The 21,094-nt window shown below is 31.4% G+C and carries 20 protein-coding genes; 4 read left to right on the top strand and 16 right to left on the bottom strand.

The window, feature by feature from the left end; translation table 11 throughout:
* Positions 1–93 precede the first annotated feature (93 nt).
* Positions 94–414: a thioredoxin family protein gene (locus tag BM260_RS12855; RefSeq protein WP_093537748.1), complete on the top strand. Its 321-nt coding sequence runs from the start codon at positions 94–96 to the stop codon at positions 412–414.
* A gap of 172 nt (positions 415–586) precedes the next feature.
* Positions 587–1,054 (top strand): STAS domain-containing protein, encoded by a 468-nt coding sequence (locus BM260_RS12850; RefSeq protein WP_093537747.1) that lies wholly within the window; start codon positions 587–589, stop codon positions 1,052–1,054.
* A 62-nt stretch (positions 1,055–1,116) separates the two neighbouring features.
* Here BM260_RS12850 and BM260_RS12845 read toward each other — a convergent pair whose 3' ends face one another.
* Positions 1,117–2,370, bottom strand: coding sequence for a GNAT family N-acetyltransferase (locus BM260_RS12845; RefSeq protein WP_093537746.1), 1,254 nt, complete (start codon positions 2,368–2,370; stop codon positions 1,117–1,119).
* 140 nt (positions 2,371–2,510) lie between these two features.
* Here BM260_RS12845 and BM260_RS12840 point away from each other — a divergent pair, with 140 nt between their 5' ends.
* Positions 2,511–3,026: a C39 family peptidase gene (locus BM260_RS12840; RefSeq protein ID WP_093537745.1), complete on the top strand. Its 516-nt coding sequence runs from the start codon at positions 2,511–2,513 to the stop codon at positions 3,024–3,026.
* Here BM260_RS12840 and BM260_RS12835 read toward each other — a convergent pair whose 3' ends face one another.
* Positions 3,027–3,902: a 5'-3' exonuclease gene (locus BM260_RS12835; protein ID WP_093537744.1), complete on the bottom strand. Its 876-nt coding sequence runs from the start codon at positions 3,900–3,902 to the stop codon at positions 3,027–3,029. It lies immediately after the preceding gene.
* Positions 3,903–4,005: 103 nt separating this feature from the next.
* On the opposite strand from BM260_RS12835, the gene BM260_RS12830 reads away from it, so the two are divergent.
* Positions 4,006–5,220 carry an NAD(P)/FAD-dependent oxidoreductase gene (locus BM260_RS12830; protein ID WP_093537743.1) on the top strand — a complete coding sequence of 405 codons (1,215 nt, stop codon included), beginning with the start codon at positions 4,006–4,008 and terminating at the stop codon, positions 5,218–5,220.
* A 91-nt stretch (positions 5,221–5,311) separates the two neighbouring features.
* Here the strand turns inward: BM260_RS12830 and BM260_RS12825 are convergent, their stop codons facing one another.
* From BM260_RS12825 to BM260_RS12760, 14 genes are all read right to left on the bottom strand, one after another.
* Positions 5,312–5,887 carry a GNAT family N-acetyltransferase gene (locus tag BM260_RS12825; RefSeq protein ID WP_175496296.1) on the bottom strand — a complete coding sequence of 192 codons (576 nt, stop codon included), beginning with the start codon at positions 5,885–5,887 and terminating at the stop codon, positions 5,312–5,314.
* 111 nt (positions 5,888–5,998) lie between these two features.
* Positions 5,999–6,700 carry a WbqC family protein gene (locus BM260_RS12820; RefSeq protein WP_093537741.1) on the bottom strand — a complete coding sequence of 234 codons (702 nt, stop codon included), beginning with the start codon at positions 6,698–6,700 and terminating at the stop codon, positions 5,999–6,001.
* Positions 6,701–6,827: 127 nt separating this feature from the next.
* Positions 6,828–8,282: a flippase gene (locus BM260_RS12815; RefSeq protein ID WP_093537740.1), complete on the bottom strand. Its 1,455-nt coding sequence runs from the start codon at positions 8,280–8,282 to the stop codon at positions 6,828–6,830.
* 32 nt (positions 8,283–8,314) lie between these two features.
* Positions 8,315–9,259, bottom strand: a complete 945-nt coding sequence (locus tag BM260_RS12810; protein WP_093537739.1) for a glycosyltransferase family 2 protein — start codon at positions 9,257–9,259, stop codon at positions 8,315–8,317.
* A 32-nt stretch (positions 9,260–9,291) separates the two neighbouring features.
* Positions 9,292–10,557, bottom strand: a complete 1,266-nt coding sequence (locus BM260_RS12805) for a glycosyltransferase family 4 protein (RefSeq protein ID WP_093537738.1) — start codon at positions 10,555–10,557, stop codon at positions 9,292–9,294.
* Positions 10,557–11,855, bottom strand: coding sequence for an oligosaccharide repeat unit polymerase (locus BM260_RS12800; protein ID WP_139219925.1), 1,299 nt, complete (start codon positions 11,853–11,855; stop codon positions 10,557–10,559). Before BM260_RS12800 ends, BM260_RS12805 begins: the two co-directional genes overlap by 1 nt.
* A gap of 414 nt (positions 11,856–12,269) precedes the next feature.
* Positions 12,270–13,472 carry a glycosyltransferase gene (locus BM260_RS12795; RefSeq protein WP_093537736.1) on the bottom strand — a complete coding sequence of 401 codons (1,203 nt, stop codon included), beginning with the start codon at positions 13,470–13,472 and terminating at the stop codon, positions 12,270–12,272.
* A gap of 39 nt (positions 13,473–13,511) precedes the next feature.
* Positions 13,512–14,561 carry a glycosyltransferase family protein gene (locus BM260_RS12790; RefSeq protein ID WP_093537735.1) on the bottom strand — a complete coding sequence of 350 codons (1,050 nt, stop codon included), beginning with the start codon at positions 14,559–14,561 and terminating at the stop codon, positions 13,512–13,514.
* Complete coding sequence (wecB, locus tag BM260_RS12785) at positions 14,562–15,686, bottom strand: non-hydrolyzing UDP-N-acetylglucosamine 2-epimerase (RefSeq protein ID WP_093537734.1); 1,125 nt, start codon at positions 15,684–15,686, stop codon at positions 14,562–14,564.
* A gap of 2 nt (positions 15,687–15,688) precedes the next feature.
* A complete protein-coding gene (locus BM260_RS12780; RefSeq protein ID WP_093537827.1) occupies positions 15,689–16,798 on the bottom strand; it encodes a polysaccharide biosynthesis C-terminal domain-containing protein in 1,110 nt (369 codons plus the stop codon).
* Entirely contained in the window at positions 16,795–17,814 is a 1,020-nt protein-coding gene (locus BM260_RS12775) for a polysaccharide biosynthesis protein (RefSeq protein WP_093537733.1), read from the bottom strand. The genes BM260_RS12780 and BM260_RS12775 overlap by 4 nt, the downstream gene beginning before the upstream one ends.
* 19 nt (positions 17,815–17,833) lie before the next feature.
* Positions 17,834–19,105 carry a glycosyltransferase family 4 protein gene (locus BM260_RS12770; RefSeq protein ID WP_245762728.1) on the bottom strand — a complete coding sequence of 424 codons (1,272 nt, stop codon included), beginning with the start codon at positions 19,103–19,105 and terminating at the stop codon, positions 17,834–17,836.
* A 214-nt stretch (positions 19,106–19,319) separates the two neighbouring features.
* Positions 19,320–20,021 (bottom strand): acetyltransferase, encoded by a 702-nt coding sequence (locus BM260_RS12765; RefSeq protein ID WP_093537732.1) that lies wholly within the window; start codon positions 20,019–20,021, stop codon positions 19,320–19,322.
* 59 nt (positions 20,022–20,080) lie between these two features.
* Entirely contained in the window at positions 20,081–20,998 is a 918-nt protein-coding gene (locus BM260_RS12760) for an NAD-dependent epimerase/dehydratase family protein (RefSeq protein ID WP_093537731.1), read from the bottom strand.
* Between the last annotated feature and the right edge of the window lie 96 nt (positions 20,999–21,094).

Raw genomic sequence — 21,094 nt, 5'->3', positions numbered from 1 at the left:
TCGCAATAATAAAATGAATAAATAATTCTTTTTTCTTTCTCCGACATAAGAAACAGTGTACACTGTAAACAAAGTCATAGGAGGTAAATAAACATGCAAAAAATTACAACTACTGAACAATTCAATGAGATCATTTCTGGTGATAAAGAGGTATTAGTAAAATTTGAAGCTGGCTGGTGTCCTGATTGCCGTCGTATGGAAATGTTCATCGATCCGATCGTTGAAAAATACAACCAATACACTTGGTACGAAGTAAATCGTGATGAACTTCCGGACGTAGCTGAAAAATATGAAGTAATGGGAATTCCAAGCCTTCTTATTTACCAAAATGGCGAGAAAAAAGCACATCTTCATAGCGCAAATGCAAAATCCCCTGAGCAGGTTACAGAATTTTTAGATGCACAAAGTAAGTAAGATAGTATCTATAGTAAAATACATCTAACCTTTATACTCGACGAGCTTTCTGCAAGAGCACGGCAACAGAATCATAGCTACCAAGAAGTATATGGATAGAAAGGCTGTTTCTATTAGAAGCAGCCTTTTCTTTTAGACGAAAGAACAGAAAATAATAGAGGTGCTTACTTATATGTCTCATGAACAAGAAATAATGGAACTTAAAGAAAAAATCACTTACTACGAGAAAATTATCAAAACAATCTCTACACCTATTATTCCATCAATCGTTCCCAAGACGATTTTAATCCCTATCGCTGGCTATATGTTTAGAGAACGCTTTGAAAATATTCAAACTAAAACGCTTCAATATATTGGAGAACACAAAGAAATTGAACAAGCTGTATTTGATTTTACTGGTGTTAATGTAGAAGATGTGGAGGCCTTTGACTATAACGAACTTGCACTGGCTATTTCCAGTTTGAATAGCTCACTTCGTTTAATGGGTATTCGTCCTATTTATGTTGGTTTCAATCCTCGTTTTATCCGTGAAATTGTGCATGCTAGTATCCAAGTTGATATTGAGACGTATAAAAGTTTCCGTGAAGCATTGAAAAAACTTTTAGGTGAATCCGATAATACCATTAACATTAAAAAATAATGATCAGGAGAATTGCTTATTGTATAGCGATTCTCCTTTTGTTTTACTTTCGCTCTAGTAATTTAAAAAGCCGTAAAACAAATTGGCCCATTTTTTGGTTTAAACCATTCATCTAGTTTTTTAGGATCTATCTGATGGATCGCTGCTTCTCCAATATTATATAGAGATTCTACCGTTACACAGCCCATCCACCACGAACTTAAATCATGGATTCCAATAGTAATATTCGCTTGTATATTATCTTCAACTTTCTGAATCGCCCACCGCCCACTACTATAAGATAATTCATATAATCCATGTTGCTCTGTAATAAATGTATCCTCAATTGCCAATAAAACTTTTGTCTTATCTTGAGGTTTTCCTAGACCATGAAAATTAGTGCCATTAACAAATGACTCTATACTTGTAATTCGATACATAATACCAGAACCTGTAGTAGCCACCTCATGATATACACTTGGAATTACATGATTCGAATCGTTCGATGGATTAGAAAGACTATATACAAATGATTGATCATTCGTGCGGAAAACAACTCGATCTACTTGATCCTGTTGTGAACTTATCCATGAAGCGAGTTGCTTATAGGCATTTGGGTTACTCCAGATCCATTCATGAATAATCATATGATGATGTAGAAAATGACTATCTTTTACTGGTTCCAACGTGAAACTTAGAGCCCCGACTAAACGATTTTCCTCCTCTACACCAACATAATATGTTTTTCTCGCTTTAATATACTCTCTTTCCTTCCAAGTTCTTTTCAACATACCATGGTTGTTTTGTGCGTATTCATTGTAGAGAGTTACAATCGCCTCTTCATCCGAAGCTGTTAAAAATTTCACTCGGCCTTTATTGCCATCAGCTAACATTTCTCCCGGTTTAAATTTAAATTCATATCGTAGTGGGCCATAACCGTAACCCATTTTCCGATAAAAACTTGGATTAAAAGGATAAAGTGATACAAGAGCGACCTTTTCCTGTCTAGCATAGTTATGAAAATAAGATAGAAGTTGATAAGCTACTTTTTCTTTTTTATGTAATAAATGCACTGCGACCATACCAATACCAAATATACGTTGAAACTTTCCATTTATATTGCACTCGAAATCATTCACACGAAAAATCCCAAGAAGTTCATCTTGTTCATCAAAACAACCAAAGAATTGAATTCCATTAGGTTCCCTTTGCTCTGTTTCCAAACGCTCTATTAATTCTTTTTTCTTTTCATCCGTTTGAATTAGCATTCCAGGATAAGCTAATGAAGCTATATCGGCTGCCTTTTTCAAATCCTTGCTTTGCAGTAACCTAATCATTCTATTTCCTCCAGTATTATCGATTGTGTTAAATTGTATTATAGAATAGACGAACAATTTAGAGAATAATAATTTATTTGCTTCAGATATAAAAAAAGAGTTTTCCCATGAAAAAGGAAAACTCTATTAGGAGGTCGAACATGAAGATACAATTACCGGTTCAAGGTTACTCCCAATATGATACTACAATTCAAGCTAACTACCGCGCTTCTGCGTGTGGTCCAGTCACTGCTTACGTGTTATTAAATTATTTGTTCCCAAATACTAGTTACCATCAGCCAAATGATTTGTATGAAAAATTGGGAGGTACACGTATTGGGCTATTTACCTATCGATTTATACGAAATATGCGTAAGTTGCTCGGGCAGAATTGGATAGTAGACAAATGTACGTTACGAGATGCTCTGGTCGAACTAAAAAGTGGCAGAGCAGTTGCCTTAAAATTCGATAAGTACTTTTCACTAAAGTGGAATAAAAAATTTACGTTTTCCTATCACTGGGTTCCACTTATTGGCTATGAAATAGTTGATAGTGAAGTAGTATTAATAATCCACGACAATGGAGGTAGAAATCGTCCAAGTCAAATTAGAAGAGTTCGCTATTCAGATAATGCACCGATTTTGACATTTGTCCAAATTACTCCAATAGGAAAATAACTATTTTTGAAGCTGTCTCGCCAAAATAGTATAACCATGCTCATATAAGAAATCGTGTTTCGCTGAAGGGATTTCTTTTAATACTAAATGTTCCAGCTCCGCTCCAATCGGGACATCTCTTCGAATGGTAGCTAACTCTTTAGAAAGCTTTAGCATTTCCAAATCCGTTTCAATTTTAGTTCGTTGACCAGCTTTCAAAAGCGGTAAAGCCTCTAAGACTTTATCAACTGTTCCATAGGTTTGAACAAGTTGTAAAGCTGTTTTCGGACCAATTCCCTTTACGCCCGCATAGCCATCACTAGAATCTCCCATAAATGCCTTCACATCAGGGAAAAGCAATGGAGAAATGCCGTATTCTTCATAGAAGCGAGATTCATTATACATATCATAAATAGAAAAACCTTTTTTCGTGAACGCAATTTCTGTAGATGGCTCCAGTAATTGAAGCAGGTCCTTATCTCCACTCACTATCGTAAACCTTGCGTCATCCTTCCATTTATGTGTAATGGAAGCAATGGTATCATCTGCTTCCATTCCAACTATTCCAAAGTTCATCCATCCTAAATGCTCAGACAACTCCTGAGCCATATCAAACTGTGGAATAAGCTCTTCAGCTGGCTTTGGACGGTTTGCTTTATAACCGTCGTATAACTCATTCCTAAAGGTAAGCATCCCTTTGTCCCAACAAACAGCCATATGAGTAGGCTGCATCAAATTTTGTGCTGCTAATACATGCCGAGCAAAACCTTGCACCGCATTTGTCGGAATTCCTTTATCATTTTTGAAATAATTACCAGACATTGCTGTGGCAAAAAACGATCTAAATAATAATGCCATTCCATCTATTACTAATACATGTGGTTTTTCCTGAGTCATTTCAAACACCCTTTTTTTGAAGTTTACTTATTATAACATGGGGAGGTTCATTCTATTAAACATTGGGTATATACTAGGAAACTAATAGAATGGAGTATGAAAGATGAAAATACATAATGGATCTCTTTATTGGCCTACTACTACAACACCATTTACACCAAAAACTACTTATGAAAAACTCGATATATACGATGTAGTCATAGTTGGTTCTGGAATGTCAGGTGCTCTTACAGCACTTGCTTTAGCTGAAAGTGGGCTCAAAATAGCGATACTAGATAAACGTGAAATGGCTACAGGCAGTTCTAGTGCAAATACCGGTCTTTTACAGTACTCCAATGATATTATGCTACACGAACTAATTGGACAAATCGGAGAAAAAGATGCTGTTCGTTTTTACCAACTTTGTTATGAGGCAATGGATGATCTTGAACGTGTTGCGAAAAAACTTCCAAACGAAGTAGACTTCATACGCAGACCAAGTATATGCTATGCGAGCGATGAAAACGATGTAGAAAAGATAAAAGCTGAATATGACACATTAACAAAATACGGGTTCCCTTGTGACTACTGGGGAAGAAATGAAATGGCGGAAAAAATGCCTTTTACCAAACATGGCGCCTTAGTTACTCATGGGGATGCAGAGATTAACCCACTTAAGTTTGTTCATGGAGTTCTTACAAGAATTGAGGAACTGGGTGGACATTTATTCCCTTATACGGAGGTAAAGGATGTATTTGAGGACAACGATTATTTAGATATCCAAACATCTAATAACTCCTTTAAAGCTAAACAAATCATCTATACAACTGGCTATGAAACTCCCCCAGTTGGCAAAAGAATTGGGGCAGATATTAACCGCTCTTTTGCTTTCGTTAGTAACCCAATCTCGAAAATGAATGATTGGTATGAGCAAGCGTTAATTTGGGAAACACAGCGACCATATTTATATATTCGCTCAACAGTTGATGGAAGATTAATAGTTGGGGGATTAGATGAGGATAAACCAGAAGCACCTGACTCCGAGGAAGTCATTCAACAACGGGCTGAAAATTTGTTACAACAAGCAAGAGAGCTCTTCCCCGACTATGATATTCAAATAGAATACGCATATGCAGCAAGCTTTGGAGAATCTATTGATAATATTCCATTTATAGGGGAACACCCAACGAAGTCCAATCACTATTATCTACTTGGATATGGTGGAAATGGTACTGTCTATAGCATGCTAGGCTCTTATATTTTAAGTGACTTAATAATAGGAAATAGAAACGAAGATGCCGATCTATTTCATCTTGAGCGGAGATATGGTGTGAGATAATTATATAAGCTGATAGAGGATCATGGTTCATGCATGATCCTCTATTTTTTTTCGTTTTAATTCCTTAAACCAATTCAAAAACATTTTTTAGCTAAGTAGAATTTCTTTTAACCTTCGAAATAATCATTTCTTTAGTCCATAAGAAGTTCCGATACGATTTAGCTCTAAAAGTATTAGTTGAGAATATAGTTTTCGTGGTGTATGGGGAAAAGTCTCGGGAAATACTCTTTGATTTTAATTGGATGTTATTATCTACAAACAAGTATTCTTTCATACTTCTAGCTTGTAAATATTTAGATAAATTACGCAGCGTATTACCATTTTGAAATAGTCCATTTAACGAGAATACGACACTCTTTTTCATGTTAATTAGTTCATCAAAAACAAACATAATCACACGGTCTCTATCTCTTTCTTTTGCAATAATATCCATAGTATTAAATTCATTCTGTGCAACAAAACAAAGTATATAACCAAACCAGGTTTCTTTAGAATGGAATGGAAAAAATGCAATAATACGATTATGCTCTTTTACAGCATAGATTTCTATACCTTCCTTTTGTCCTAAGTTCAACCATAATTTATATAGAAATTCATACTCTAAATAAGGGTTTCTATTTTCATTTGCTTCTAAAATTGATAACCAATCTTTCTCATATAGACTCAATTGTTTATACGATTTTATGAGAACAAGCTCCAACTAATCCTCCGTTCATGTTAAATTTGGTTTACAAAAATACTTTTAACATATTAATCATAAAAACTCGCGATACTCTACTTAAACAAGCTGATAATCACTTAACATCAAATTTGTTTGAACCGGACCATTGAACATCATGACATCCAATATGGATAAATTGGGTACAAATTCATTATGAATTAATTGAGGATATCTGATATCTAGGGTTTTCAAGAACTTCAACTCAATACCACTTAGATCAAAATCCTGATTTGAGTATAAAGAACGTCCACCAATTGCATTAATGTACTGATCAGTAGAAAGTAATTTACAAATATTTAAAATTCTATCTTGCCCTTTTAGTTCGTTATATTTACTTATTTCAGAGGATATTATTATTTCTGTATCAATACATAAATATTTACACACCTCTTTAATTGAAAACGCCAGGTATTTTGCTAGGTTTTTTTCATGTTGGTTTATCACAAGCTCTACAATCGGAAAAACACTTTCAAAAAATGGAGCTTTACTATATGACTCTTTAATTGTTTTAAGCAAATCATTATTATAATTGAGATCCTGGGAAACTTCTATTTCATTTATTAACTTATTTTGACTGACTTTCTTCAATCGGACATTCATTAACTTAGGATAGCCATTCACTAATATATTGTTTCTATTTATCCATCCGCGTTTGATATAGCTTACATCATCATATATTACGAATTTATCAACAGCATTTATTAATTGCCAGTAACCTATATAGGGGAAAAAGTATGGCTGCATAATGGCTAGTTTCAAAACTCACTTCCTTTTATTCTATTATTCATTCCTTAGGATTATTGAAATAGTTTAATTCAAGATTTAATGCCCTCGGTGAAATAATGTAAAAACAATCCCTAGTTTCTTCCACTTTAACTAAACTATTCTATAAAAAATTGACTTTATTCTGAAAGTAGTGATAAAACTCTCTACATATACTTTCTTTTAAAAAAAATAATAGACTAAGATATATACATGAGCCAAAGATAATACCAAAAGCAATATTATAAAGACTAGCGAATCCTAGGAATTTAAACCACTGTATTACTAGCCCCATTATTATGGAAGCTACTATATATTTCGAAAATGATTTAGTAATATATTTAAATTTGACTTCAGTTATTTTACGTTTTGCATAATAAATACCGAATATTGTTCCACTTATTTCAGTAATAACAAGACTAATACTTGCACCAATATATCCATACTTCGGGACTAACAAAATATTTAACAATAGGCTCATTAACGCCATAAACAATTGATTCTTCAACCCAATTTTTTCATGACCTAAAGGTAAAAATAATTGATCGTATTGCCATGTACCTAGTGACACTGTAAATACTAAAATAGCAACTATGATTAAAGAAATAAAAGCTCCTTCAAATTCCTCTCCACCAATAACCCAAACTATATCTTTTGATAAAATAATTAAACCAATGACTGCTGGAATTGAAAATAGATAGATATAATCAATTGATTTTATTAACATCTTTTTATAAGCTAAAATATCATAATTAGCTAAGTTCGTTAGTTTTGGTAAAAGTACTACAGAAATTGACAGGGTAATACTTAAAGCTATATAATAAATTTGTTTAGTTAAAGAGTAAAAAGCTACATCAGTATTAGTTGCATAAAACCCTAAAAATACTTGATCAAATAGGGTATAAACACTAACAATTACAGAAGAATAAAAAAACACGAATATAAATTTCATATGCTTTTTCAAATTAATTTCTTTAAATGTGAATTTTACAAACTTGAAACTATATATAAGATTAATAATATTTGCAAAACCGAATGCCAAAACAGTGATTAGTGCGTATACATTATAATCATTTTTTTCATTGATAAATATAAAAATACCTAACAAACAAATTAGTTTAATAAGTATACTTCTTAATGTAATCATTTTAAATTCTTCTATCCCCATATAAAACCAGTCAATACAAAATAAATTTAAAAAAATTAATATGCCTGCAATAAGAAATAACTCAATTTCCATATTAGTTTTAGGACTAATAAATATAATAGTTATATAAACAAATATTGAAATTGTAGTTGCAATAAAGTTGATTAGAAATATTTCTGTAAATGTTTTATCTAAGTCTTTTTCGTTGTCCCTAACTTTTGCAATTTCTCTTATACCATAAGTTACTGTGCCAAAAGTTGCGAAAATTAAAAACCACTGTGAAAAAGAAACTGAAAAATTATACTTTCCCATACTATCTGCCCCTAATACTCTTAGCACATAAGGCATTGTTATTATTGGAAACAATACGTTTATAATATTCAAGGAAAAATTATATAAAAAGTTCTTTTTTAATGATCTATTTTTTTTCATTAAATCTCCCTTAAAGGGGTATTTGTATTTGTTTATTTTGTTATTAGCTTACGAAATAAAAATTTGAGAGTTTGGAGTGGGAAATATCCACAAAAAATTACTTTAGATTTGTATGGTACTTTTTTAAATACTGTATAGAAATCTATTAACTTATTTTGTTTAATACAATATGTGAATATATTAGAGGATCTCATCAAATATTCTCTAGTAAAATCATATTTATTTTCGAAGTGATGATCCAATGCATTTAATATATCTATATGATCATTGTATTGTTCAATAGCATTTCTTATTGAATTATAGTTACTTTCCCCATCAACTCTTCTAAATCTGTATACAGACATTACTTCATCTAAAACTTTTATTTTTCCTTTATCTAGTAATAACAAACATAATGTCAGGTCTCCAACAAATTTATGTGCTTTGTAATATATTGCATAATCTTGAGTTCGATCTAAAAAAATATTTCTAAACACTGTAGCTACCGCAGAAAAATAATAACCCTCTAAAAATAAATTTATAGTGGCTTCTTTCCCTACAATTTTAGATGAATTAGGGTGTCTAGACATATAATTCCCTTCAAAATCACGTGCTTCTATTACATGACTTACCCCCAAATAAGTACTATTATCTTCTAAAAAATTTACCGTCTTTTGTAACTTTTTATTATCAATCCAATAATCGTCGCCTTCAAGTGTTGCAATATACTTTCCTTTACTCTCCATAAATACATCATAAAAGTTCTTTGTTCCACCCACATTTTGTTCTTTAAACTTTAATACAAATTTATCTGGATATTTTTCTTTATACTCAAGTATAATCTTTCTTGAATTGTCAGTTGATTTATCATCACCAACTATTATTTCATACTTAAAGTTTACTTCCTGCATTAGAATGCTCTCTATAGCTTGACGTAGATATTTTTCGTGATTGTAAACAATTAAACCTACACTTACAGTAATTTCTTTGCTTTGCAAATAAGTACCTCCCTATGATACAATTCCACTCTTTAGTTGCTATATATGTTGGTATATATATTTAAAAGTGAATTTAGATTTATTTCCTTATCATGAGTTTGTAAGGCATGTTTTCTTGCGTTTTTTGAAAAATCCAAAGCTAACTTCTCATTTCCAAATATTTCACAAACATAATGAGCTAGCATGTATGGGGCGTCTGTTTGATATAAAAATCCATCACTTTTATTATTAATTCTATCTATAACGCCCCCCACGAAAGAAGTAACACAGGGTACACCTAATAGTTTAGCTTCACTTAATGAATTGGATTCATTTTCAATAGATGATGGTGAAACAAAAACATTAGATTTTAGAAATCTATCACACATTCGTTCTTCATCAAGTAGTCCTGTGAAAAAAACATGTTTTTTCAGATTATTTTTTTTAATCAATTCAGCAATATATTTAGTATATGAAGATTTTTTCAATCTTTCTTTTATATTACTAGATGCTATTATATCTGGACCTGCAATATACACCTTTGCTTCTGGATACTTCTCCAAAATCAAAGGCAAAGCCTCAAGCATATAATGTAGTCCCTTAATTGGATAGGAAGCTTGACTCAAAAATATAGTGTACTTTTCACAGCTTTCTAAGGACCACTCATGCTTATAAAACTCTTCCCTTAATGTTTCATTACAGAAATAATAGCTCGCACTAGAATTTATTTGCGAAGTGCAGACCCTATCCCATGTAGTTCGTCCAATAATGTGAGCTGCTTTTTGTATAGCTTCAATCTCGATTAAGCCGCTTTTTTCAAACCCCTTTTTTTGCTGAAGTATATTATTCTGCTTGACAAAGTCTCTAAACGTAAATCTTTTCTGAACCCATACAGGTAAGCCCGCGGTATAATGTTTGGAAATTATTGATACTAGACCTTGAATGGTGATAACTGTTTTTATTCCATATTCATTACATGCGTTTACCATTGCCAATGAATGGGGAAATTCTGTTCCAAAAATATGAACAAGATCAGGTTTCAACGTTTTTAAAATTTTTTTTAAATGATTATTATTTCGAATTGATTCCTTATCCTTCATATCCACAAATGGAAAAGTAAAGTAATTAATTTTTTTCCCGTGAAGTTGAGTTATATCTTTTGAACTCGAACGAGGAAAAGCGATCGAAAGTTTTATATTCTCTTTGGATGATAAACCTATCGATGCATTAATTAACCAACCACCAAATGGAGGTGGCGTTTCATTCATTAATTGACACGCTTCAGGAAGCGAGATGTTAGTAAGCCATAAAACTTTCATTACTTAGTCCTCACTTTTTGGTACAATTTTGGGTGAATACCTTGATTTTTAAACGCAAATGGCATAAACGGTATAATAGGTACTACACAAAAAATGACAAAACCTATTTCAAAAACAGTAAGAATTGGATTTACTATTCCAAATAGAATAAACAACAAATAGATTACTATAATATAGCTATAAAAATTAGATTTTCTATAAAACTTCATATGTTTTCTATAGTTGAAATATAAAATTAAAAACAATGGAACTGCTGTAAAAACGCCATAATAGGCAAGTAGATCAAACCATCCGGAATGACCTCCTATTGCTGCATTTGCAGTATTTCCAAACGGACCATATATACCAAATAAAGGATTTTCTAAGAATGTTTGAAATGACATTAAATAAAGTTCTATTCTATCTCCGGTCTGACCAACTATAGCGCCATTTTTAAATATATTCGACAATTCTATAAACTTTACGTACAAAATAGCATTTCCACTAAATATCTCAGCTAGTTTTAAAAAAAATGGGCTAATAAGTATTGAAGAAAATAACAAAAAGAACATAAATCCAATTGTTATTAACAAAATTAAAATAGATTTATTTCTTATAATTAAAACCATGAAAAAGCCAAAAAAAACTATAATTAATGAAGTAGCATAGGAAGCTTCAAGTATCATAAGAAACATTGTAACTACAGTAATAATACTAAAAACCTTCAATTTAATTGGAAGTAAATTATTTTTTTTGAAGTTTAGATAAAGCGAAATAACAAGTAGAAAACTGGCACTATATATATGACCGAATCCACCAATACCTAAGTTATCGTAAATTCTACCGACTTCTGGATGATTAGCCACAGCACCTGCGAGTTCCCTTGATGCCATTGGATACTCTAACAATCCAAAATATGTTTGCAATGATCCTACTGTGAAAAATAATAGAGAAAAAAATGCTATTTTCCCTAACATTCTATAATCCTCTTTATAGTACATATAATAGTGATTTATAAATAGTCCTACAAAGAAAATCGATAAATTCACTATTCCATAAGCTAAACTACCAACAATAATGTATGGTATGAGAGTAGTAAAGAAAATCAAAAGGAATACTAAATCTAGCGTCCACTGTCTTATAAGCCATTTTAGGTCAGTCGTAATTAACCAGATGATAAACGTAAATAATAAAAAAATAACTCCTACCCTTATTCGAAAATAAGGAATAGCAATCCACATACACATCAAAATACAGGCTATTTGATTAACTCTATACAATAATGAACCAATGTCTTTATTAGTTATAATTTTGTTCATATTTATTATAAAATCAACCTTTGATTAATTATTTAGTAATTCTTATAGTTTGTATCTGTATAATGTTTAAAAATCTAAAAACTAAATCATATAAACTTTGTACTATAAACTTTGTACTTCCTGTAAGGCTCTTTTTAAACGAACTTTTATAGAAATTGTCTGATTTCTTTTTAGGGATTCTTACAGAAATTTAATAGAATTCTTCTGTATCTTCTTCTTCAGTTTTTATATTAATACCACTTTTAGTGACCATAGATAAAGGGGATCTTTATATTTCGAGAAATTTTTGCGAGCTCGGAGAATCAAAAAGCCCCAACTGTGGATCAACACTGGCCTTCAAAACAGTGGAGTTTCTTTTTTTTAGTGCTAAGAAGTTTCATATGGATCGTGGTAAAGCTCATCGATTGCTTAATTTCAGATTACTTCATTAACTAAATTCACAGCCTTATTTGCTTGTACAATATTATTCTTTTCTGCCAAAACAAATTCTTTTGCCCGCTGTCCTTTCTCATGCAGTTCTAAACTACTTTTTCCAAGCAGGGAGTCAAGGCACTGTGTTAATCCATCTTTAGTATCATCATTAATTAGAAATACATAATCAAAATATTCTTTAGGCATTCCTTTTAGAGGAGCAGCCAAAACAGGAGTTCCTGATGCCATATACTCCATGTTCTTTGATGGGAAAGAGTATTTTGTATACTCTTCTTTGTATGATCGTGGATTCACTAATAATGTTGCTTTAAGTTGTTCTTTAACAATTTCTTCATTTGGGACAACTCCAAAATATTTAATTCTTGTATCTTTTCTTTCATATTTCCGTACCTCATCTTCCATATCTCCTGCTCCGTATATCCATAATCTAGAATCTATTCTTTTAATATCGATAAAAGCCTCTATGAGTTTTTTAACGCCATATTTTTCATGAAGGGCACCAGTATACATTATTATTTTTTCTTTATATTTATTGTTTAATGTATTTTGTATGTTTTCCATACCAATATTTACAATTCCCTCAATAATCACATAAGGTTTATTATATGGGTTTACAACCGGATTCATTTGTTCTGTAAGCAAAATATAGGAGTCATATTTACTTATAAAATGATTATATATCTCCTCAAATAATTTATTTGTTATTCTACTCAAAAATGTTTTTTTTAGATTAGAATAAATTATGTAGTTTGGGAGATCTGTTACAATAGCAATAATTTTAATACCAACTAACTTTGCTGCTAGAAGTGCTGGAATTGAGATTGATAAATTCAATACATCACAGAAAATAACTTTTTCTTTTTCTTTATTTTTAATAATCCATTTAAGAGTATTTATAAATCCATTAAAGAAGAAACTAAAATGTCTTATTAAAGGATTCTTAGAGACTTTAAGATAATGGTATACAATTTTCTTTTCAGCTTCTTTTGATTTTATTTTTAATTTAGTAGACTTATTGATGGGTGGTCTCGACATTACATAAATGTGATCCACATTAGTAATTAAGCCTTTGCTGAGGAGACTGTGAAACTTTTGTGCTTGTTGTTGTGGTTTTATTATACTTTTTTCAAATATTTCATTAAACTTCTTATCAGAACATAAAGATGATACATATAAGATATTCATTTTACCCTCCCCAACTTGATGCACTGGTAATATTTTTAATCACTTTATAAATTCTTTTAACTTTTCAATAAAATGATTATTATCTTTTATTACATTCTCAAAAAATAAAGTTCTTCCTTCTTCATATTTGAGGTCATCATATTCCTTTAAATAAGTATCTATTTCTTCAAATATTTCATTCAAAGACTTACTTATTACTATTCCTAAATTGTATTCTTTTATTTGCTCTGCTAAATATGTCCCTTCTTGAGTTAACAGCAATCTTCCAAATAAAACAGCATTATATAATCTATTTGGCAACAAAGTTTTACTATTAATATGATTATTGGGAATAATTGTATTTATTAAATTACTATTAATATAAAGACTCGCTTCTTCTTCTTGATTGTATCTTCCTGTTACCACTACATTATTTACAGCCTTTTTTTCAATAAACTTCACAATATCCTTGTTAATATCTCCTTCTCCATGGAAACTTAAGCTTACTTTCTCATTATTCTTAAGTTTTTTTATTAAATCGATATTAATTTGATAATCTCTTAGCGCTCCAATACAAGCTATATTTATATTATTGCTTCCAAAATTATTATAGTTTTTCTTTAATTCGTTCAAATTTTTTATAAATGTATTGTGATTAATTAGATATTTATTACCTATTGGCAACCAATCAAAATATCCTGGAGAAGATAAAACAGTATAATTAGAGTTTTCAATAATATTTTTTATATTAAAAAAATTGATTATTTTATTGTAATCTCTAATATCTAAAATATATTTATTTTTATAATATTTAAGTAAATACTTTTTTAAAAAATAAGAAATTTGAATTCCAAACACAATAATTTTATCGTATTTTTTTGAGTTCAATTTATTTATTATGAATTTTTTATACCTTAAATAATCTAAATAACTTCTCTGGTGACCTATTTTGATATCTCTATAATTTAAAGGATTAACTGGATCTTCAATATGAAATCTATCCCAACTAATTATGTCATAATCAACATTATTTGAATTTAGTATAGTTTCATAAGATTTAACGTATGGCATATACAGCATATTTGAAGGACATATTAATGCTAATCTCATTTATTTTCCCCATACAATACGATTCACATAATCCGTATATGATAATATTATCCTTACAACTTTATAAGACACATTAGATGTGCTGTAATCCCCCACTGACTCTATTGTTTCTTTGCCTTGTGTACCCAATATCTCTAATCCCTGCAATATTCTTTCTTTCTTTAAACCCACCATCATAACCGACGCTTCTTCCATCGCCTCTGGTCTTTCATGTGCTTGTCTTATATTGAGGGCTCTAAACCCAAGGATTGAAGACTCCTCACTTATCGTTCCACTATCACTTAATACTGCTTTAGCTTTAATTTGAAGTTTTATATAATCATTAAACCCTAAAGGTTTAATTGTTTTCACTAATGGACTAAACTCTATCTCTTTACTATTTATCATATTTTGAGTTCTTGGGTGTGTACTTATAATCACAGGTAAATTATATTTTTCTGCAATTGCATTTAAGCTTTCAACTAAATCTAAGAAATTTTTTTCCGAATTAATATTCTCTTCTCTGTGTGCAGACACTACAAAATACTTTCCTTCTTCAAGGTTTAATCGCTCCAGTGCATCAGATTTATCAATATCAGCTTTTCTTGAATTGAGTACTTCAAACATCGGACTTCCTGTCTTAATAATACGGTCAGCTGGTAACCCCTCTCTTAACAAATACTCTCTAGCAATATCACTATAAGTTAAGTTAATGTCCGCAATATGATCGACAATCCTTCTATTCGTTTCTTCCGGTACTCTTTGGTCAAAGCTTCTATTCCCTGCCTCCATATGAAAAATAGGAATATGCCTTCTTTTGGCGGCAATAGCACATAAACAACTATTTGTATCGCCTAAAACTAATAAGGCATCCGGTTTTACTTCTTCCAGAATTGGATCAATTTTTATTAATATATTTCCTATAGTTTCTAAAGCTGCTCCTGTAGCTGCATGAAGGAAATAATGTGGTGCCTTTAGATTAAAATCTTCAAAAAACACTTCATTTAGTTCATAATCATAATTCTGGCCCGTATGTACAAGCGTATGTTCGAATGCAGGGGATTCTTCTAATTTATTGATTACTGCTGATAACCTTATAATCTCTGGCCTAGTTCCAACTACTGTCATGACTTTTAACTTTTTCATCGTTATACCTCCAAGTAGTGAGTATCTGGCTTTTCAGGATTAAAACACTCATTTACCCACATGACGGCAACCATATCATTTGTGCCAATGTTTACGATAGAATGCGTATACCCTACAGGGATATCAACTACTTGAAGTTTTTCTCCACTTACCTTGTACTCAATAATTTCTTCTGAATGAACTTCCCTAAATCTGATGAGGCCTGACCCGCTTACCACTAGAAACTTTTCATTTTTAGTATGATGCCAGTGATTACCTTTTGTAATTCCAGGTTTAGAAACATTTACGGAAACTTGCCCTCTATCAGATGTTCGAATAAATTCAGTGAAGGATCCTCGATTATCCACATTCATCTTTAGGTCAGATAAGAATTGATCTTTAGGTAAAAAGCTTAAATAAGTACTATAAAGCTTTTTCGTTAAGTCATTCTCCATATTAGGTATACTCAACTTCACTCTGTTCTCTTTGAAACTTTCGATTCGTTTTGATAATTCACCAAGCGAAATGGAATAAGTCACTTGTACCGTACAATAGTTAGATACTTTTGTCGGTGAATCTTCTAATGCAGCTATAAATTCTTCTAAAACATCATCTATATAACAAAGAGCCAGTTCTGCTTCAGGATCATTCACTTTAATATTTAGATTTCTAGCAACGTTAAAGCAATAAGTAGCAACTACTGTATTATAGTTAGGCTTACTCCATTTTCCGAATAGATTAGGCAGCCGATATACATACACTTTTGCTCCCGTTTCTTCCGAGTAATTAAACAGGATATCTTCACTGGCCTTTTTACTTTCTCCGTATGCATTCGATGTTTCGGCTTGAATCGACGAGGTTAGTAGGATAGGTGACGTATTCTTATTCAACTGAAGAAATTCTAATAACTTTGCTGTAAAACCAAAGTTACCTTCCAAATATTCTTCTTCTTTTTCCGGTCTGTTAACACCAGCCAAGTGAAAAATAAATTCACATTCTTTTGTATAATCCTTTAAATCCTCTAAAGAATTATCTCTCGTAAATAGAAGTAGATCTTCATACCCTCTATTTTTCAATTCTGCTACTAAGTTTTTGCCAACAAAGCCGGAAGCTCCCGTTATTAATATTTTCAGTTGTTCCATCCTTTCAATTCACTTTGTATATATGGTAGTTGATGTAATTTATCTTTTATTTGTTCGATTGATAGTCGAAACGTATTATGAGAATTATATTCTTCTTCCGATGTAAGCTTTTTATCTCCAGTTGCAAAATATTTATCATAATTTAAATCTCTATTGTCGGCTGGTATTCTATAAAACTCATTTAAGTCTTCAGCAACCGCATGTTCTTCTCTTGTTAATAAGGTTTCAAATAACTTTTCACCATGCCTTGTTCCAATAATCTTCAGATCGGTATCCGCATGAAAGAGTTCTTTCACAGCTTGCGCCAAGTCAGCGATTGTAGTAGCTGGAGACTTTTGGACCATGATATCCCCAGCCTGTGCATATTGAAAAGCGAATATTACTAACTCTACAGCTTCTTCAAGACTCATTAAAAACCTAGTCATATTTGGATCTGTCACAGTTAGAGCTTTTCCTTCTTTCAATTGCTCAACAAAAAGTGGAATTACGGATCCGCGAGACCCCATTACATTTCCGTATCTTGTTCCACAAATGACTGTTTTATCAGGGGATACAGTTTTAGATTTTGCAACAACCACTTTCTCCATCATGGCTTTAGAAATTCCCATTGCATTAATCGGATACGCCGCTTTATCTGTAGACAGACAAATGACTTTTTTCACTCCAGATTCAATGGATGCATTTAGTACATTTTCTGTACCCAATACATTCGTTTTAACAGCCTCCATCGGGAAAAACTCACAGGAAGGAACCTGTTTAAGAGCAGCTGCATGAAAGACATAGTCTACATCATCCATTGCGTACTTAACACTAGCTAAATCTCTTACATCCCCTATATAGAACTTTAGCTTGTCATTATTATATTTTTTACGCATATCATCTTGTTTTTTCTCATCCCGGGAAAAGATTCGTATTTCTTTTATGTTTGTATTCAGTAAGCGCTCCATTACTGCGTTTCCAAATGAACCTGTTCCACCTGTAATAAGCAATGTTTTATCACGAAACATACCAGGTCACATCCTTTCCTTAGAGTTTGATTAACTTATAATATTTATCGATATTAAGGTCTCTAATGTATTTTGTTTCATATAATTTTCTAGCATTACTAGACTCCCCTTCCATTAATGCCAAATTTAAATAGTATTTATTTATAGCATTCTCAAAACCATCTAAATCACCTTGTACAATATTCACGCCGCATTTAAACTCATCCAAGTCTTTTGAAATATCCGTATTAGGATCCATAATAGAAATTACTGGTTTTCCAGCTGCTAAATATCCATATGTTTTACTTGGTACGCCGAGGCCTTCAATACCTTTTTCTAAACTTACCAAACAGACATTGCTTATAGATAAAGCATCGGCATAGTCTTGTCCATGAAGAAATCCAAAAACTCTAGCATTGTTTATTTTGTTATTTTTTAAAAAACTATTAACATATTCAACCTTACTTCCGTGTCCAGAGAAAATAAAAAATATGTCTTTGTGATTTTTGAAACTTAAGATTCCCTGTAAAATGGTTTCCATATCCTGAACTGGCCCCATATTGCCAGAATATAAGACTACGAACTTATTATTTTCTTGAATTTTCTTGAATTCATCATTAACTACTAATGGACTCTGGAGAATTTTTTCATTTGAAAACCAATTAGGAATGACTTGTAAATTTTTCGAACTTATAGCTATCTTATGATTCAATACATAATCTTTCATTTCATTACCTAAAAGAACAATAGTAGAAGCATTTGAATATACACGTCTATTAATAAAATTCATCAGCTTGTGTATTAATCCGTTCTCTTTAATACTATTAATCTTTAACGCGTTATCTGGATAAACATCGAAAGCAACAAATATAAATTCTGTCCCGTAAAATTTTTTTAATAAATAAGTGATTAAAGGCAAAATAGGTGGGTTGGAGTAAACAATGATCCTCTTAAATTTTCTTAAGTAAAAAAACTTAGTTAACATAGATATAAAAAGGGAAAAAAAGTTAAATATACGGCCAATCTTTGACTTATTATTAAATGTGGTGTATTTAACCCTTTTAATCGTTACTCCTTCCAAAATCTCATTTTGGGGTATTTCATTATAATTATCAGATACAAATTCTTGAGGATATCCGCAAACTACAGTAACATCTAAGCCTCTTTTTTTTAAACCAATCGCAAGTTCTGTAATTAAAGTTGCAGTAGATACATGTTCCGGATAAAAGTATTGGGATAAGATTCCTATATCTTTTTTTATATTAATCACCTCATTTTTGTACCTTAACAAAAGACTTACTTTCCTTAGCATGTCTCTTTTATATTATGCTTGGGCCTTCTGTATTATTAATAGCTTTTAGGAATTTGAGAATATCCATTAGAATTGGCAAATTAATATTGTAAAAAAAGGTATTAGTAAACATAACAAGCAGAGTATAAAACAACATAGAAAAAGGTAATACTTCGCTCTTAATGAACGAAATATTACCTTTTGTACTTTGACTAATTGAATAGCGCTTATTAAATCATAAGACAAGTTCACTTTCTATATTGAAATATCTATATACATCCACTGATGATGCTTTCGCGGGGCTGCCTTTATATATTTTCCCTTCTGGCGCATTCTTAATGACTAATGCTCCCGAGGATATAAAACAATCCTTACCAACCTTTATCTCATCATTAAAAGTACTATTTACTCCAATAAAACAATTCTCGCCAATTTCACAGTTTCCTGCAATAACTACATGAGATGAAATAAAGCAATTATCCTTAATAACTGACCGGTGACCAACATGATTTCCACTCCATAAAATCACGTTATTCCCTACATTAACATGATGCTGCAAAACATTATTTTCGAAGATAAAACAATTTTCACCAATTGTTACATTTCTCCAAACAAAGGCTTTGGAACTAATATAACTTACTAATTCATATCCTTTATTCTTCGTTTCATGATAGAACCTCGTTCTTAATCTATTTAAATTTGTAAAAGGAACTGCAACAAATGCTTTATATTCATTTATTGGATAAACTCGATGTACCTCATCAAAGGGAACGACTGGTAATTCATAAAGTTGGTCAGTTTTTATATAATCTTTCTCAACAGTAAAAGCTGCAATTTCATAGGGAGAATCGTAAGTAAAGTATTCGTATGCTATTTCAGCAAACTCCCCAGCTCCTACAATTACTAACTTCTGTCCATTCTTCACAGGTTTATCCATTAATCACTCACCATCTTCTATTAATTATCATTTTTATTTCTTCCTATAAAAACATATGATTAATAATTTATTGATATACTAAGATTTACATAGTGATTAATTGTTTCTTTTAAGCCTTCTTCTAAGTGATAAGTTGGAGTCCATCCTAAGGAAGCTATAGCTTTGACATTCGAAAGTACACTTCTTTCAATTTCTCCATCTCTTAAGATCTCATAGACAGGCTCTGTATGAACACCCATTGCGTCAGTTATCTCTTTATATAATTGTTTAATAGATAATTCTCTATTAGAGCTAATATTAAAAATTCCAGTTTGCTTTGATAGCATAGATTGAATACATGCCTGTGCAATATCTTTTACGTATATGAAATCCCTTGTTTGATTGCCATCATAAATAATAGGAGTTTCTCCTTCTACTAAACACTCTATGAGACTTGTAATAACCCCATTTGGTTGCTTAGGACCATAAACATTTGAAAATCGCAATATAGTACTACTAAGATTAAATAATTTTTCATAAAGAAGGATATAGTTTTCTGCAGATAGTTTAGAAAGTGCATAAAAAGAGAGTGGTGACAATTTACTATCTTCCCCAACTGGAAAGATAGTGGGATTTCCATAAACCGCTGCTGTAGAAGCTACCACGCATTTTTTCACTCCATATTGTTTTGCAAAGCGTAAAATATTCAAAGTGCCCAATATGTTCGATTGACAATCTTCTACAGGGTTGATCATTGATTCAATAACTGATGATTGTGCAGCCAAATGAATTACATAATCTGGAGATTCTGTTTGAAAAACATTTTCTAAAGCCTTATCGGTAATATCTATTTTATAAAAAGGAACATTTTCTGTTAGATTAGTTAGCTTTCCAGTTGATAAATTATCTACTGCAACTACCGAGATTTCCTTTTCCAGTAAAGCTTGCACGACGTAAGATCCGATGAATCCTGCTGCTCCAGTGACTAATACTTTCAAATTTCCCCTCCGTTTTCGAATGAATTTTGATGCATTATTTCCTCTTATGAAAGACTTAAACCTGGATAAATCTTCATTCCAAAAAGGAACAATAAT

Source organism: Psychrobacillus psychrotolerans, assembly GCF_900115805.1.
In the GTDB taxonomy this organism is placed as follows: domain Bacteria; phylum Bacillota; class Bacilli; order Bacillales_A; family Planococcaceae; genus Psychrobacillus; species Psychrobacillus psychrotolerans.
This window is presented reverse-complemented; position numbering and strand designations above follow the sequence as displayed.

Coding starts and splice junctions, on each gene's coding strand:
- BM260_RS12775 (WP_093537733.1), bottom strand. CDS start 17,814: ATGTTTCGTGATAAAACATTGCTTATTACAGGTGGAACAGGTTCATTT.
- BM260_RS12765 (WP_093537732.1), bottom strand. CDS start 20,021: ATGGATAAACCTGTGAAGAATGGACAGAAGTTAGTAATTGTAGGAGCT.
- BM260_RS12815 (WP_093537740.1), bottom strand. CDS start 8,282: ATGAAAAAAAATAGATCATTAAAAAAGAACTTTTTATATAATTTTTCC.
- BM260_RS12840 (WP_093537745.1), top strand. CDS start 2,511: ATGAAGATACAATTACCGGTTCAAGGTTACTCCCAATATGATACTACA.
- BM260_RS12835 (WP_093537744.1), bottom strand. CDS start 3,902: ATGACTCAGGAAAAACCACATGTATTAGTAATAGATGGAATGGCATTA.
- BM260_RS12770 (WP_245762728.1), bottom strand. CDS start 19,105: ATGCTAAGGAAAGTAAGTCTTTTGTTAAGGTACAAAAATGAGGTGATT.
- BM260_RS12845 (WP_093537746.1), bottom strand. CDS start 2,370: ATGATTAGGTTACTGCAAAGCAAGGATTTGAAAAAGGCAGCCGATATA.
- BM260_RS12855 (WP_093537748.1), top strand. CDS start 94: ATGCAAAAAATTACAACTACTGAACAATTCAATGAGATCATTTCTGGT.
- wecB (WP_093537734.1), bottom strand. CDS start 15,686: ATGAAAAAGTTAAAAGTCATGACAGTAGTTGGAACTAGGCCAGAGATT.
- BM260_RS12850 (WP_093537747.1), top strand. CDS start 587: ATGTCTCATGAACAAGAAATAATGGAACTTAAAGAAAAAATCACTTAC.
- BM260_RS12795 (WP_093537736.1), bottom strand. CDS start 13,472: ATGAATATCTTATATGTATCATCTTTATGTTCTGATAAGAAGTTTAAT.
- BM260_RS12790 (WP_093537735.1), bottom strand. CDS start 14,561: ATGAGATTAGCATTAATATGTCCTTCAAATATGCTGTATATGCCATAC.
- BM260_RS12805 (WP_093537738.1), bottom strand. CDS start 10,557: ATGAAAGTTTTATGGCTTACTAACATCTCGCTTCCTGAAGCGTGTCAA.
- BM260_RS12800 (WP_139219925.1), bottom strand. CDS start 11,855: ATGAACAAAATTATAACTAATAAAGACATTGGTTCATTATTGTATAGA.
- BM260_RS12830 (WP_093537743.1), top strand. CDS start 4,006: ATGAAAATACATAATGGATCTCTTTATTGGCCTACTACTACAACACCA.